The sequence below is a fragment of the Ornithinibacillus salinisoli genome, from assembly GCF_042684965.1.
Taxonomy (GTDB): Bacteria; Bacillota; Bacilli; order Bacillales; family Amphibacillaceae; genus Ornithinibacillus; species Ornithinibacillus salinisoli.
Map to the genome: position 1 here is coordinate 346,128 of NZ_JBHUMI010000003.1, position 14,897 is coordinate 361,024.

Consider the following 14,897-nt stretch of genomic DNA (forward strand, 5'->3'; position numbering starts at 1 on the left):
AGTTATTATAACTGCTGGATATTTCAGCTATAATCGAAATATGGAATGCAAATGGAGTAGATTTGAAATAAAATTTGATCAAAAGCAAATTGCAAACGTTGATTTTAGCTTACATATTTTATAAAAAAGGATCACCTTTAATATTATAAATTCAATTATGGTACATTAGCGTTCTTCAGTCCATTTTTCGACTTGTGATGTTCTTGCTCGTTTAGAAATAAAAACGCCCCCATAGATAATATATTCTAAGGGGGTGTTTCTTAGCGACTTTATTTCAAATCCACTATAGCTAGCTTGTTAAATGAAAAAATAGTTCGATACTTTGTTCATCACTTTGATTCAAGGTATTAGTTGCTTATTTTTTTTATAAAATTTTCCCACTCTACTCTGTCTTGAAAAGTTGCAAATCCTTCAAAGTCTAAAAAGTCTTTACTTAAAGATTTTGGCTTTGTTTCTACAAGACATTTAATGTTCTCCATGGACTTTTCCATATTGTTCGCATGTCCCCAACACTCCGCTGCTTGCTCATAATATACGGGTTCCATTCCATTCATTTTTTCATAATGAAGTGCCCATTCACTCCACTGTTCATTATTTAAGTCAGTCACATTTTCAATTGGTGGATATGGAGTGAAACAACTATATTCCTTTATTTTCTTGAATCCTACCCCTTCTGCGATTGTGTAAGAACCTACATTTGAATCAACACAATGCCACCCAATTTCCTTTATCCCATTAGATCTACTAGCACTAACAGTAGCAGCCAAACAGATAGATCCTAATCTTTTTCTTCTAAAATCTTTGAGTGTCGTTATTCCTATTTCAATTCTATCCTCTACGATACAATCCACTAAACACCAGCAAACAATCTTATTGCCTTTTCTAATATAAGAGCCTAAACAATAGTCTTTTACATCATCCATGTTACTGAAAACGAACCAATCTTTTATTTCTTTGCTATTTTCATATTGCAACTCAACTAATTTATCTAAATAGACATACTCCAAAGTGTATTGTTCATTTAAAGTTTCGGAAAAATTTTCAAATAGTGGTTCATCAAACTTGTAATATTTTCTATTGTATTTCTTGATGGCTATATTACAATGGATATCAGGAATTTTTCTTTCCCATTCTATAGTGTCACATGTGACGGTATCAAAAAAATCGAGTTTCTTTTTAATTTCTGCATTAAAAAAATGATTGTTTGCATCACCTGCTACAACATTAGATACTGGTGTCATAATTAGTGTTGATGAAGGGTTCGTTACATTATCTACATAAACTTCTCCTGGTACATTTCCCGTAATTACTGCATAAATAAACAATTCATGATTTGTATTTTTAATCAACTTGGATATTTTACTGTAGACACTATTTTCCAATTGATAAATCATATTAACAACCCCTTTATAGTTTTCCATGCTAAGATAAATCCTTCATTCTTTGATATATCACCTCTCTTCAGGAAGAGAAGAATAACACCGAAGTTTTAATATGTGAACACATTTTACTTTTCAACTTATAGTTAAAATGATAGACATAAAAAAGCCACAGAATTATATTAATAACCCTGTGGCTAAATGTTTAAAACAAAAGCCGTTGCACACAATTGCCAAGAATCTTGTAGTTAAAATTAAAGTATCTTACTTATTCCGCATGAGTGAGAGGCAATCAAATAAACTTCCAAGGTTATTTTCTCTAAAAAATTTCATTGTTTCCTCTCACTCCCCTCACTAATATTAAGAAAATTATACCAATTATTTATATTTAATTCAATCATCAGAACCCTGTACTTTCAAGACCAATTCGTGGCATGAGCTAGATTATGTTTCTGCATGAGAAGATGCAATAGCAGGTAATAATAAGGGGATGATATAACCATGATATATAACTTATTTAACAAGGACCCAAATTAAAAATACTCTCTTGTAGCGAATTCATTCCTATTTTTCAGAGGCGGTTGCATTTATTGTTCATTTAGTTTAATATGTTTAATATAAATTAAATGAATTGTACAAACTGAACAAAAGAGGTGATATTATTGTCCAAAGATATGGAAGCAATAGAACAATCCAGAGATATGATGATCAGTGCAATTGCACAATCCATGGTTATTTATGGAGTGACTCCATCTGTTGGTCGGATTTACGGTGTTCTTTACTTTTCCACTGAACCATTAACCCTGGATGAAATTAAGGATCAAGTAGCGATGAGTAAAGCGAGTGTAAGTAATGGACTAAGAGAACTACTTGAGACAGAAATGGTCACAAAAGTTTGGAAAAAGGGTGACAGAAAAGATCATTATATTGCAGAGAAGGATTTCTTAAGGAATTTCATCACATTCTTTATTAAAAATATACGTCAAGAACGCAACTTAATCATGAAGGCGACCGAACAAGTAGAGCCTACCTTAGAAGGTATTGTTAGTAACACGACAGACCAACATGTAAAAGAAAAGGCAAACAACGATCTCGCTCTCATTCAAGATTCGTACAACTATTTTGATTGGACGATGCGACTTGCAAACGCGATGGAGTCCGGGGATATTTTTGAATATTTGCCTAAAACACCTGAAGGTAAAGGAGAATAACAACATGAAGAAACAAAACACCGCCTTGGTACTCATAGATCTTCAGAAGGAAAGTAATTTTGGACTCCAGCAAATGGACCAAGTAGTTACCAATGCAAAAGAACTCATTGATGGGTTCAGAGAACAAAACATCCCAATCATTTATACGCGTCAAATTAACCGTGCGGATGGGGTTGGCCTTTCTGTAGGTGAACCCTTAAATGAAGATGGGACACCATACTATTACAACTCTGCCAACGAAAGCATCGAAATTTTTGACGAAATAAAACCGCAAGATGGTGACATCGTCATCGATAAATACCGTTGGAGTGCTTTTTACGAAACGAGCCTAGATTTAACACTTCGAAGTCTAAATATAACAGATGTTGTCATTGGTGGAGTGGTGACCGATGGTTGTCTATTAACATCTGTATTCGATGCCTACTTTAGAGATTATAATATTCATCTTGTCAAAGACATTTGTGCCGCTTCCAATGAGGGCTCCCATATGTCATCCCTTATGATGATAGCAAATTGGGTATATAATCTTAAAATCTATGATACTACCAATATCCTCAAACGTATGAGTGGAAAAGAGTATGAATTATGGGAAGCAGAAAAGGCAGATTCCATGCATTATACTCCGGAAAATATGCGAGAAATTTATAATAAATTCAACTAAGAAGGAGACATTTATGATGAAAAAATTCTTATTATTTTTTATAGCGTTCACTTTACTGGCAATATCTGCTTGTAGCAATGATAGCGGGGAAAATAATGCAACAAATGATGATACAGAAAATGAAGAAAAAGAAACCATTGTGTTTGGACAAACTCCATGGTCAAGTACCGCACCACCAACACAAATTGCGAAACAAATCTTAGAAGAACAAGGATATGACGTTAAAGTGCAACAAGTTTCCCAACCAGTTATTTGGGATGGTATGAGAAATAAAGAAATTGATTTCTTTATGGATGCATGGTTACCATATACAGAAGCCGCTAAATGGGAAGAGTTTCAAGATGATTTAGTAAAAGTAGCAACAAGTTATGAAAATGCACAGCTTGGTTGGGTAGTACCATCGTATGTAGAAGAAAACTCTATTGAAGAATTAAAACAAAATACAGAAAAATATAGTGGAGAGGTCGTCACCATAGCTGAAGGTGCAGGAATTGTTGAACTATCAAAAGAACTAATGGCAGGAGAAAACCTAGAAGAACAAGGGTTTGAATTAACCCCTTCTAGTGAAGGTGCAATGATTTCTGTTGTACAAGATAAAATTGATGATGAAGAGCCTGTTGTATTCACTGCATGGAGACCACATTCCATTTTCGCACGTAATGATTTGAAATTTTTAGAAGGACAAGAAGATTATTTCCAAGCAGATAATGTTTATGTACTGTCTTATAAAGGGATAGAGGAAGAGCATCCAGAAGCATATGAGATTTTATCCAATTGGAGCATTTCTATTGCTGAATTAGAAACGATGATTAGTGAAAATGAAGAGAGCGGTACATCCTTTGAAGACTTAGCAGCTGAATGGATTGAAAATAACCGTGATAAAGTTGATCAGATGATCGGCGAATAACCATTTCCCTTAACGATGTCTTCATGAGTATGGACGGGATATCATACCAAATGAACTAGACAGGATATACAAGAACAGATTGGATAAATTATCGTTATTAAAGTAAAAGTAGCCTTCAAGAATATCTTGGGGGCTACTTTTTTTAATTCCTCCAGCAAATTCACAAAACAATAGGTTCTAAGATTAATAGAAAAGAAACCGAATTTTGCTCATATCGACTCCTTTTCCAGTAAAGTTATCGTACTTGATAGATGCCAGAAGCTCTTAATTTCTTCCTCGCTTCCCTACCCCAGCTTTTTACCATATCCACACTAACTCCTTCAATCTCTGCAATTTCTTTCTGTGGTAGCTCTTGAATGATTGCATAATAGATCCATTTATATTGGTTGTCGGTGAGCATTTCCTTTACTTGTTCCCATATCGTATGATCTTCTACCGTAATCTCCTTTGGAGTCACAATAGGCAGGTATGTTGCTGCATGCCGATTACCATGATCTTGATTGATTGTTTCCTCTTGGATGATTATCTCCGCCTTTTCTATGTCTCTACCTTTCGTCCGAATTAAATCGATCATTCGATTTTTAATCATATAGTTGAAATACGTAGACATTGGACCTTTATCCGGTTGATATTTTTTATAAGCCAACCACATCGCATATAACCCTTCCACATAAAATTCTTTATGCGTATCATTGATCTCTAGTTTATGAATGTAGTAGTGAATCCGATTTTCATTTTGTTTGAAGATTTCTTCGAAGGTAAACTGATTATTATTCTTCACTTACACCTCTCCAATTCGCTTTTTTTGTGCCGGCAAATAAAGCATAGTGGAAAGTAAATAACCTGTCACATTGCCTAACTTTACGTTTATTGACTTAAAATTGAAGTTTCTGTGGAGAAAATTGAATTTTTGATGGGTAAAAGTTGGGGAAATTGAAGTTTCTTGGGAAAAACGTGAAGTTAGGTGAAAAATTACATATCGTATAAAAGATCACTTGCTAAGAATACGTAGCAGGCAATAAAGTCATCAAATCTATTACATAAATAAGTTATAATAGTAGTAATATTAAAATTGATGTGCAAATGCGATCTACAAGGAGGACTACTAATGAAAACAACTCGTTTACCAGAAGAAAAATATGAGGAATTGAAAGCATTGTTCCTAGATGTGTTCTCGAATGAACCATGGTTAGACGAATGGGAAAACGAGCACCAATTGGATTTGTACATGCGTGATCTAGTTGATAACAAGAATTCATTGCCTTTAGTGTTGATCGATGAGCATAAGTATCTTGTCGGCGGATCCCTAGGATATGTGTTTAATTGGTGGGAAGGAAAAGAATATTATATAAAAGAGTTATTCATTTCAAGAGACAAGCAAAATCAAGGATTAGGAAAGGTATTTCTTCAACAGATCAATGACTACTTAAAAAACGAAGATATACAACATATTACCTTAATGACCGAACGAAATGTTCCAGCCTATCACTTCTATCAAAAAAATGGATTTATCGAATTGGAGGAATCTGTGTTTTTCGCACGGAAAATAAAGTGAATCTGATGTGGGACAAGGGGTCAGTCCCCTCGTCCTGGGACGGGGGGACTGACCCCTTGTTCCACTTTCCCCTTTTGTCAAGATGTTTATATGTTTTTCATATAATGTTAAAATTAATTTGACAAATTTGTGTACAAATTGAATAATATATAGTAAGGAGGATTGATTATTATGCAATCTAATCCACGTATATTACATGTAACGAAATATGTTTGTGCACCAATATTAGCAATTGGGACTATTTTATTTTTCTATGGATTTGTAAACGATTTCTCTAACATAATTGGAATTGGCTATGGTGCTATTATGGGTGGAGTATTTATTTTTATCATGGGATTATTCTTAGTAGCAACCGAAGAGGTTTTGGAGCGGAATAAAAACTGAAAAATGTAATGAATAACGGAATGAGGACCCTCCAAATTACCCGGCAGATCCTTATTCCGTTAAAAGGAAATATTCCTAGACTATAAAACAAGGCTTAGAGATAGCATCCTCTAAGCCTTTTTACTGTGATTGTGTTGTTTATTTTACATGTATCCCCATACCATTGCTAAAAGGGAACCGAATACGGTAAATAATGCAATAATAATTCCGTAGAGCGTACTTGTATATATAGCACTTTTATCTTCACTTTCTCCTGCATGCATAAATATGACCAACTGAACGGTAGCTTGAATAAATGCTGTCACAAGTAAAATGGTCATCCCTAACTCAAAAGACAGATCCAAGAAATAAACGCTAAGCGCAATAACAGTAAGCAGTAATGAGAATATAAACCCATTTACTTGTTTCAAAGGAAATAATTCTTTCATTTTACATCATTCCTTTCAAATAAATGAAGCTGAAGATAAAGATCCAAACAACGTCTAGGAAGTGCCAATACAATGAGAAAATAAATGATTTATTCGCCGTTTCTGGAGTTAATCCACGCTTTCTGATTTGCAGGATAATGAATAATCCCCAGAAAAGACCAAACGTTACGTGTGCACCATGCGTTCCTAATGTGGTCAACAGGATGGCAGTAAATGCACTTGTTTGCAATGTTGCTCCCACGTGATAGTAATGGGTAAATTCATATATTTCAATGCCAAGGAATGCAGCTCCAAGCAGTAGCGTAATGCCTAAAAATACTAGCATTGCTTTTGTTCGTTGGATACGCATCGCATGAATGGCAAGCCCAATCGTAAAACTACTTGTCAACAGGATAAACGTTTCGAATAAAACAGGTGTGATTCCAAAAATTTCTGCTCCTGCTGGGCCACTTCCGATTCGATCCTCATAAACAAAATAGGACGTAAATAGGGTCGCAAAAAGCATAATTTCTGCACCAAGGAATATCCAGAACCCTAGGATATTCATCTTGTTTTGTTCGGTGCTATATTCAAGAGGCTGCGAGTGATCTATCTTCATTTCTTAGCACCTCCAAATTTTTCTTCTGTCTCTTTTACTTCCTTCACTGGGATATGATACCCATCGTCTTTTTCAAACGAACGGTAAGCCATACAAGTTAGAATCCCTATGCCTGAAATGATGACACCACCCCAAATAAAGAAGACAAATGAGAATCCAAAGATAAAGAATAATCCAGCCATAATAATTGGTAAACCACTATTATTTGGCATATGAATATCTTTTAAATCTTCCTTAAATAACGGATACCCATGTTTCTTGGAATCCCAGAACGCCTGTGATGAATCCACTTGCGGAGTAATCGCAAAATTATATTCTGGTACTGGATTATGGGTTGCCCATTCCAATGTACGTGCGTTCCATGGATCATCTCCAACATTTCTAGGAGCATGACGGAAACTATAATACACGTTATATACAATAAGGATAAAACCAATTGCCATGATTCCAGCACCTGCGAATGAAAGCATATTTAATGGACCGAATCCAGTCGCTTCCGAATACGTGTACATACGACGTGCCTGACCGTCTAAACCAGTGATATACATCGGGAAGAACGCTAAACAGAATCCGATAACAAGATTCCAAAATCCCCATTTCCCGATTCTTTCATTGAGCATAAACCCAAACATTTTTGGCCACCAGTAGGTAAGTCCAGCTAACATAGCAAATACAACACCTGGAATAATTACGTTATGAAAGTGAGCTACCAAGAACATCGTATTATGATATTGGTAGTCCGCACTCGCCATTGCAAGCATGACCCCAGTAACCCCACCAATCGTAAATAGTGGAATAAATGCTACAGAATACAGCATAGGAACAGTAAACGTAATTTTCCCTTTCCACATCGTCAGAAGCCAGTTAAAGATCTTAATCCCTGTAGGAACTGCAATCGCCATCGTTGTAATGGAGAAAATACTGTTAGTAAGTGCTCCATGTCCCATCGTAAAGAAATGGTGTACCCAAACTAAGAAGGATAACAGAGATATAATCACCATCGACCATACCATCGATTTATAGCCATATAAATTACGGCGTGAGAAAGTTGAAATAATCTCACTGTATATACCAAATGCCGGTAAAATTAAAATGTACACCTCCGGATGTCCCCAAACCCAGAATAGGTTTGCCCACATCATGTCCATACCACCATTTACAGATGTAAAGAAATTCGTTCCAATTTGGCGATCGAATGTCCCCATAAGAAGTGCAATCGTTAGTACAGGGAAAGCAAATACAATAATAATGTTTGTGATGAGAGCGGACCACGTAAACATTGGCATTTTCATCAATTTCATGCCTGGTGCTCTCATTTTAAGGATGGTAACAATAAAGTTAATCCCAGTCATTAGCGTACCAATTCCGGAAATCTGCAATGCCCAATTATAATAGTTGACACCAACAGAAGTACTAAAATCAGTACTTGCCAGTGGGTAATAATTCGTCCATCCTGCATCAGGCGACCCGCCGATAACAAAGGAAATATTAAATAGCATTGCCCCAGCAAAATATAACCAAAAGCTAATCGCATTCAAGCGTGGAAATGCTACATCCCGTGCTCCAATTTGAAGTGGAACGACAAAGTTCATTAACCCAATTACAAATGCCATTGCCATAAAGAAAATCATGACAACCCCATGCGTTGAAAAAACTTCATTATAATGCTGTGCATCTAAAAATGCATTATCTGGAACCGAGGTTTGCAAACGCATCATAACGGCGTCTGCACCACCTCGGAAAAGCATCAGTAAAGCTGAAATGATATACATAATTCCGATTCGCTTGTGATCTACGGTTGTTAACCATTCTTTCCATAGATATCCCCATTTTTTAAAATAAGTAATACCTGCGAAAATCGCAATTACGGTTAGCCCAATCGCAACCATTGATGCATAAATCAATGGACTTGGATGTGGGACGGCAAATCTGTCAAAAAATTCCATGTTCCATACTCCTTTCGAGGTATCGATATATAGTCCATCTAGTTGTCTCAAACTCGAATCTTAGTGGTTACTTCCATGATCGTCATGTCCGTGATCTTCATGACCTTCATGATCTTCGTGATCTTCGTGATCTTCTTGGCTTGAATCTTCTTCATTAGAACCATGATGATGTCCACCATGTTCTCCCTCAGGAGCTGGTGAGAAATCTAAATGTGTTCCTGTAAACGTCATTTGCCCCAGATGCCCTGGTTCTAATAATCTATCAAATTCTTCTTCTGTGAGAGGTTCTGCCGTAGCATGGATTTCATCTACCCACGTATCAAATTCATCATGCGATAAGGCTGTAACATTAAATATATTTTCAGCGAACCCTTCTCCACTAAAGTTTGCATTACGCCCCATATATTCACCAGGCACTTCTGCTGCTAGATGTATGGTAGTTACCATGTCACCCATGGCATATTTTTGCCCAGCAAGCTGTGGAACCCAGAAACTAGATATTGGTCCAAACGAATAAAGCTTAAACTCAACTGGACGATCCGTAGGTATAAATACATAGTTTACCGTTTCAATGTCTTCTTCCGGATAACTGAAATGCCATTTCCAGTTTGAAGATGAAGCATAAATCACGAGTGGTTCTTGATCCTCATATCCTTTAGGCACTGATTCAACTTCATACGTTGATTTCACCGATACAATAGAAAGGAAAATGATGATTAACACAGGTATCCCAACGATAATTCCTTCCACAATATGATTTCCTTCGATGTGTGGAGGTTCATAATCTTCACTTTGTTTCGAAGCTCGATACTTAACTAAAATAATCACTAAAAGTGTAAACACAACAATGACAATAACTGCCATGGTTGCTATGGAAAGCCAAATAACATTTGCTGTCGTCTCAGCTTGTGGACCTTTTGGATTCAAAACGAGAACCGGTTCACAACCTGCTAGCACTGTGGATATCGTGATAATTAGTGATAACAAAGCCCATTTGAATTTCATGTAGTTACCCCTCTCCTGAGTTGCGTATATATCGTTTATTGCTGAATTATTACTTATAAGATTTTCTTATACTATTATTCTCACAAGAAAAATACAATAGTTTGAGAAAAACTTCACAAATTCTTCAATAAGGTATGTAGATTTTTTGGACATAAAGAAAACATCTGCACTATTACTCTTTATGCCGAAGAATTTTGGATTGCGTTTACGATCTTAACTCCTCATTTTCAAATTGCAGGATCTATTATTTTTTTATCAATTGTGTGAACCTATTGGAAGTTACTGTTAAAATTAAATAAACGAAGAAGCAAATTACAAGAAGATTAGATAAGAAGTTAGTTGCGAACAAACCTGTCGATAGGTTAGGCATTTGAAAACAATTAATTTTTAGATATACTTAAACCATTATGAGTACAAACATTAAGGAGGAAACGAATATGACACAGGAAAATGAAATCAGTAATAAAAAGGAATTGTCACCAGAACAACGTGAAGAATTACTCAAATCATTGAAAGCACGATTTGAGAAAAATAGGAACCGCCATAAAGATCTAGAATGGGCTAAAGTCCAAGCAAAGCTGGATGCTAATACCGAAAAACTGTGGTCACTCAATGAAATGGAAAGAACTGGCGGTGAACCGGATGTTGTTGGACATGATCAAGAGAAAGACGAATACATTTTTTATGATTGTTCAGCAGAAAGTCCTAAGGGTCGCAGAAGTGTTTGTTACGACCGGGAAGCGCTGGAGTCGAGGAAAAAACATAAACCGGAAAATAACGCTATTGATATGGCAGCTGACATGGGTATTGAACTATTAACGGAAGAACAATATCGAGCGTTGCAGGAACTTGAAAATTTCGATAAGAAAACATCGAGTTGGGTGCAAACACCTCCTGATATTAGAGAACTCGGTGGTGCCCTTTATTGCGATTATCGCTTCGGGCACGTCTTCTTGTATCATAACGGTGCAGAATCTTACTATGGTGCCAGAGGGTTCCGCGGCTCGCTAAGGATCTAAATTTTCAGGTGAAAACGACACTAGGGGTCAGACCCCTGTAAGCATGGTGGTTGGTTGTTTAATTACTAAATGATTATAATGCACCACCACATCCAAGACATCTAGCATAATATGTTGCAGTTATTCCTAGATGTTTATTTGATCCATAATATCCTGCATCATCAGAAGACCATACTCTTTTATCAGAAGTAGGATACTTGGAATTACTTGCATATGCGTATGCCGAACCTTTAACACATAGATCCATAGAAGGTTGCTCAACCACATATAAGCTAAGTATATTGAGGAAGGGAGTATGAAAAGGATGAAAAGGAAATATTCTTGGCAAAATTCTCAGTGGAGTCTTAGTATATATGCTCTCTTGATATGTATTGGGGGGATTATTGGAAGTGTGATAGTAAATCCTGATTTAATCTATGTGTTAGGAGCATTAAGTGGTTTATTATTAATAGTTGTCATAAACCTATTTTTAGTGATTTACAAAAAAATAAAATCGAATTAAAAGAAGTGATGCAAAGGGGCAGGCTATTCTCCTTCTGTATCAATGGATACAGAACTATATGTAAAACTCCAAATGCAAGAGTAATAACTATAGTAAGCTGACCTGTTATAGTTTCAAAAATCATTTCGATTTCCTCCCCAGAACTAATAACTTTACTGCCCTTATTCAACAATGCTCTGAGGGAGTTGAATAACCGATTTATCCCCTCTTTATCTCTTTAGTAACGTCCCCGTTAAGTAAAGTAGGTCACATAGTGTAGGTTATTTATTCTTTAAATGATAACCCTTCTTCTTCTAATGAAGTTCTCATAATAGGTAAGGAAGCTGGTCCAATACCATGAATTTTTAAAATCTCTTTTTCCTTGTACTTTGATAGTTCTTTCAAAGTGTCAATCCCTTCGTGAACCAATGCATTTCTTGCAGGTGAACTGAGTTTTGAAAGGAATCCACTTGTAGGCTTATTCTCTTTATCACAGGTAGGACAACTTGGACACTCACTACTTTTGTAATACTTATGTCCCTTTTCACAGACCCTTAAACTTTTTTCTACTGGCAAAATAATCCCTCCAAACAAATTCGTATCTAGTATTTACATATTTATTGGTTATACAATCTCGATAAAGTAACCGTTAATATATGCCTACTTTATACTGTTGATGATTTTTTTGGGGATAAAATAAGCAATTGTAGCAGAAAGAAAGGCAAAAAATAATGTAAGTAAAAAATTACTGGTACCACCTTTAATAACAACTTCTTGAGATAGATTAGCACTCGTATTCCAAGCCTCTGTTATATCTGGAGTATACATAGTTGTAAGAAGCATTCCAGATAGAATCTCAAATAATGAAAATAATAATATAAAACTAATGGCAAAGATAATATATTTTTTCATTGTTGACACTCCTATTATATTAAATTCTATACTTTACTACGAATTAGTAAGAAAGAAGTTTCACTATTCCACTAACCTACGTCGTTATTTCAACAATATGTGAATGATGCTAGTATAGTTTAATTATATCTAATAATCATACTGCCAAAACCTACATATATTAAGTACCATATACATCCTTTATTCGGTTAAAGTGTTTTAGCACAAAAACATCTTTATCTAAACGTTAACATAAAACCCCATAATCCTTCTATTAATATTTGAAAATCTTATTGAAGAACACGAAAATGATTTTATTATTGTTTTTTAGTTATTAAAATGTTTGGTACTATAAAAACATGAAAACAAATATAAGTAATGTTGATGTTTTTTGAGACTACACAAAACTTTAATTTGTTTTTTGAATTAGTAGTGAATAGGAAGACTTCAAGGATATAAAAAAAGGAGGATGAAATGATGAATGATAATGGTACACTACATGAGTCGAATGATCGTTATGCTTTAAGATTTGAACGATTTTTTCCTCATAATCCAGAAGATGTTTTTCGTGTCATTACGAATCCTAGTTATTTCTCCCAATGGTACCCTTTCGCAACAGGGGAGATGGATCTCAGACTTGGTGGCAAGATTGCCTTCGATGACGGCGAAGGAACGACATATAATGGTACCATTACAGAGTTAGAGGAGCCATATTTATTTGGTTTCCGTGAAGTCGATGATCTTATAAACATTTCATTGCAGGAAGAGGACAAAGGGTGTCGAATGATCTTTACCCATACTTTTAACGATGATTCATGGGCAGTTAAAACCGCAGCAGGATGGCATAGGTGTTTGGATGTATTGGTCCAAATCGTCAATGGTAATCCAATTAAGTGGCACGATAACTCAGCTAAGCTGCGTAAAGTCTATAGTGAAGCATTTAATATGGAACGTTAAAATAATATTAAAAGTTATTCCAATATCGGGAGCGATCGTGGAAGACCATAAGCCTAATTCTTCAGTAAAAATAAGGGGGAATTAGGCTTTTTCACTTTCCAAATCCTTGACGTCACGCCATACGTAAATACGCCGGCAGCAAGTAGTTAATCTCGTGGCAACCGCTGGTAAAAAACATGGCAGAATTGGGGACAAGACCCCTTCTAATCAAAGTTATCCCAATCTATTTCACTTTCTTCAAGCAATTTATACAGATAATTTTCACCTACAACTCTATAATCCTCCGAATCAATGGTCAGATAATTCTCATAAACTGCGATGTAATAAAACTCCCTGTTCCTAATGTTTAAACTGTAGTGATCGGCCCGTTTTTCATAACCAAACAAATTGTTTCTAACTTCAACCTTAGACAGTTCAGAAAATATTTGATCAATTATCTGCTTATCTTCAATTATCGTTGCAGGATAATACGTGATTTCATCTTCATTCCAAGTATCATTTTCTATTTCCAATTGTTCGATGAGCTCAGGATTGAAAGATTCATATTTTTGCATGACTTCATCGAAAGTTGTTGTTGGAAATGTGAAAAACATAAAACCAACTAAAATGATCAAAGACCCAATCATCCAAACAAGACTAATCATATACTCATTTTCTTCTCGTTCATGCTTATATTCCACGTAAGCACTAAACCCATTTTGAATGATGACAAGAACGATAAATATTATCAAATAAATCTCAGTATTTGAAAAAACAAATGCTCCGATTATATTAAAGACCATAAGAAGCTGAAGTATACGATCTACCCATTTTTTGGTGTTGTTTATTGGTGGATACCGATGACTTGTGTAATATGTATATTTTTCCCGTATATAATAAGCCAAGATAGAGGTTAGGATAACGACTAGTAGAATAAATAAAAGAAAAAAGTTAAACATTTAAAAATCCCCCCTTTGATATACGTTCATTAATTTAGTTGATTTATCTTAAAATAACGATGTCATCGCCTTGTATTCCCCTGTCACAATTAATACATGCATGGATTAGGGAGTCAGATCATTTGAGAACCTAAATAATAACGCTTAATCATTTTCAATTCCCATAGTTCGATTATTAACGTTAAACATCTTCTCTAAGATGCCTTTCATTGCTTTTCAATCTAACATATATTTTACATGAAGTTTCGGAAAAGATATTTTTTTTCATTTCAGTACTATAATTAGTCCATAAACAATCTTTTTACAACCAAAATAATTCATTTTGTGCATGAATGTGGTCAAATCCTATGCTTATGGTGCCTTTTCTGCTGTTAAATAGGTCACTTCTTTTACCCGCTTAAACATACCATCACCTACATTTCCGATTACTTATCATCTTTTCTATTAGTTTATCATTTTTTGACGAAAAATAGACTATTGGGGTAGGATAAAATATAGGGAAGAGGGGGAAGACAAGCTACTAATTAGATGATAGTC

At 35.3% G+C, this 14,897-nt stretch carries 17 protein-coding genes; 7 read left to right on the forward strand and 10 right to left on the reverse strand.

All coding sequences use genetic code 11. The features are described 5' to 3' along the window. Nucleotides 1-347: 347 nt before the first annotated feature. Complete coding sequence (locus ACFSTA_RS01940; protein ID WP_377554875.1) at nt 348-1,421, reverse strand: GNAT family N-acetyltransferase; 1,074 nt, start codon at nt 1,419-1,421, stop codon at nt 348-350. 611 nt (nt 1,422-2,032) lie between these two features. On the opposite strand from ACFSTA_RS01940, the gene ACFSTA_RS01945 reads away from it, so the two are divergent. The 3 genes from ACFSTA_RS01945 to ACFSTA_RS01955 are packed head-to-tail and all read left to right on the forward strand — an operon-like array spanning nt 2,033 to nt 4,158. After that, a complete protein-coding gene (locus ACFSTA_RS01945) occupies nt 2,033-2,590 on the forward strand; it encodes a GbsR/MarR family transcriptional regulator (RefSeq protein WP_377554876.1) in 558 nt (185 codons plus the stop codon). A 4-nt stretch (nt 2,591-2,594) separates the two neighbouring features. Then, entirely contained in the window at nt 2,595-3,251 is a 657-nt protein-coding gene (locus ACFSTA_RS01950; RefSeq protein ID WP_377554877.1) for a cysteine hydrolase family protein, read from the forward strand. A gap of 16 nt (nt 3,252-3,267) precedes the next feature. Beyond that, nucleotides 3,268-4,158: a glycine betaine ABC transporter substrate-binding protein gene (locus ACFSTA_RS01955; protein WP_377554878.1), complete on the forward strand. Its 891-nt coding sequence runs from the start codon at nt 3,268-3,270 to the stop codon at nt 4,156-4,158. A gap of 235 nt (nt 4,159-4,393) precedes the next feature. Here the strand turns inward: ACFSTA_RS01955 and ACFSTA_RS01960 are convergent, their stop codons facing one another. Continuing rightward, the gene (locus ACFSTA_RS01960) at nt 4,394-4,939 is read right to left on the reverse strand and encodes a sigma-70 family RNA polymerase sigma factor (protein ID WP_377554879.1); all 546 of its coding nucleotides are present in this window, start codon (nt 4,937-4,939) and stop codon (nt 4,394-4,396) included. 327 nt (nt 4,940-5,266) lie between these two features. Between ACFSTA_RS01960 and ACFSTA_RS01965 the strand changes: the two genes are divergently transcribed. After that, a complete protein-coding gene (locus ACFSTA_RS01965; RefSeq protein ID WP_377554880.1) occupies nt 5,267-5,713 on the forward strand; it encodes a GNAT family N-acetyltransferase in 447 nt (148 codons plus the stop codon). Between the two features lie 171 nt (nt 5,714-5,884). Next, nucleotides 5,885-6,097 (forward strand): hypothetical protein, encoded by a 213-nt coding sequence (locus ACFSTA_RS01970; RefSeq protein ID WP_377554881.1) that lies wholly within the window; start codon nt 5,885-5,887, stop codon nt 6,095-6,097. 143 nt (nt 6,098-6,240) lie between these two features. Here the strand turns inward: ACFSTA_RS01970 and qoxD are convergent, their stop codons facing one another. Genes qoxD through qoxA form a run of 4 tightly spaced genes read right to left on the reverse strand, consistent with a single transcriptional unit; the run spans nt 6,241 to nt 10,074 of the window. Continuing rightward, complete coding sequence (gene qoxD, locus ACFSTA_RS01975) at nt 6,241-6,525, reverse strand: cytochrome aa3 quinol oxidase subunit IV (RefSeq protein ID WP_377554882.1); 285 nt, start codon at nt 6,523-6,525, stop codon at nt 6,241-6,243. A gap of 1 nt (nt 6,526) precedes the next feature. Next, a complete protein-coding gene (gene qoxC / locus ACFSTA_RS01980; protein WP_377554883.1) occupies nt 6,527-7,123 on the reverse strand; it encodes a cytochrome aa3 quinol oxidase subunit III in 597 nt (198 codons plus the stop codon). Then, entirely contained in the window at nt 7,120-9,069 is a 1,950-nt protein-coding gene (gene qoxB, locus ACFSTA_RS01985) for a cytochrome aa3 quinol oxidase subunit I (protein WP_377554884.1), read from the reverse strand. Before qoxB ends, qoxC begins: the two co-directional genes overlap by 4 nt. A gap of 60 nt (nt 9,070-9,129) precedes the next feature. After that, nucleotides 9,130-10,074, reverse strand: coding sequence for a cytochrome aa3 quinol oxidase subunit II (gene qoxA / locus ACFSTA_RS01990; protein WP_377554885.1), 945 nt, complete (start codon nt 10,072-10,074; stop codon nt 9,130-9,132). Between the two features lie 437 nt (nt 10,075-10,511). Between qoxA and ACFSTA_RS01995 the strand changes: the two genes are divergently transcribed. After that, complete coding sequence (locus ACFSTA_RS01995) at nt 10,512-11,093, forward strand: DUF4256 domain-containing protein (protein ID WP_377554886.1); 582 nt, start codon at nt 10,512-10,514, stop codon at nt 11,091-11,093. 73 nt (nt 11,094-11,166) lie between these two features. Here the strand turns inward: ACFSTA_RS01995 and ACFSTA_RS02000 are convergent, their stop codons facing one another. The 3 genes from ACFSTA_RS02000 to ACFSTA_RS02010 all read right to left on the reverse strand — a co-directional run bounded on the left by ACFSTA_RS02000 (nt 11,167) and on the right by ACFSTA_RS02010 (nt 12,486). Then, on the reverse strand, nt 11,167-11,340 hold the full coding sequence (locus ACFSTA_RS02000; RefSeq protein ID WP_377554887.1) for a hypothetical protein: 174 nt from the start codon (nt 11,338-11,340) through the stop codon (nt 11,167-11,169). Nucleotides 11,341-11,859: 519 nt separating this feature from the next. After that, nucleotides 11,860-12,150 (reverse strand): RNA polymerase alpha subunit C-terminal domain-containing protein, encoded by a 291-nt coding sequence (locus ACFSTA_RS02005; RefSeq protein ID WP_377554888.1) that lies wholly within the window; start codon nt 12,148-12,150, stop codon nt 11,860-11,862. Between the two features lie 84 nt (nt 12,151-12,234). Further along, a complete protein-coding gene (locus ACFSTA_RS02010) occupies nt 12,235-12,486 on the reverse strand; it encodes a hypothetical protein (RefSeq protein ID WP_377554889.1) in 252 nt (83 codons plus the stop codon). 456 nt (nt 12,487-12,942) lie between these two features. On the opposite strand from ACFSTA_RS02010, the gene ACFSTA_RS02015 reads away from it, so the two are divergent. Next, entirely contained in the window at nt 12,943-13,422 is a 480-nt protein-coding gene (locus ACFSTA_RS02015) for an SRPBCC family protein (protein WP_377554890.1), read from the forward strand. A gap of 203 nt (nt 13,423-13,625) precedes the next feature. Here ACFSTA_RS02015 and ACFSTA_RS02020 read toward each other — a convergent pair whose 3' ends face one another. Further along, nucleotides 13,626-14,360, reverse strand: a complete 735-nt coding sequence (locus ACFSTA_RS02020) for a DUF4181 domain-containing protein (protein WP_377554891.1) — start codon at nt 14,358-14,360, stop codon at nt 13,626-13,628. Nucleotides 14,361-14,897: the final 537 nt, after the last annotated feature.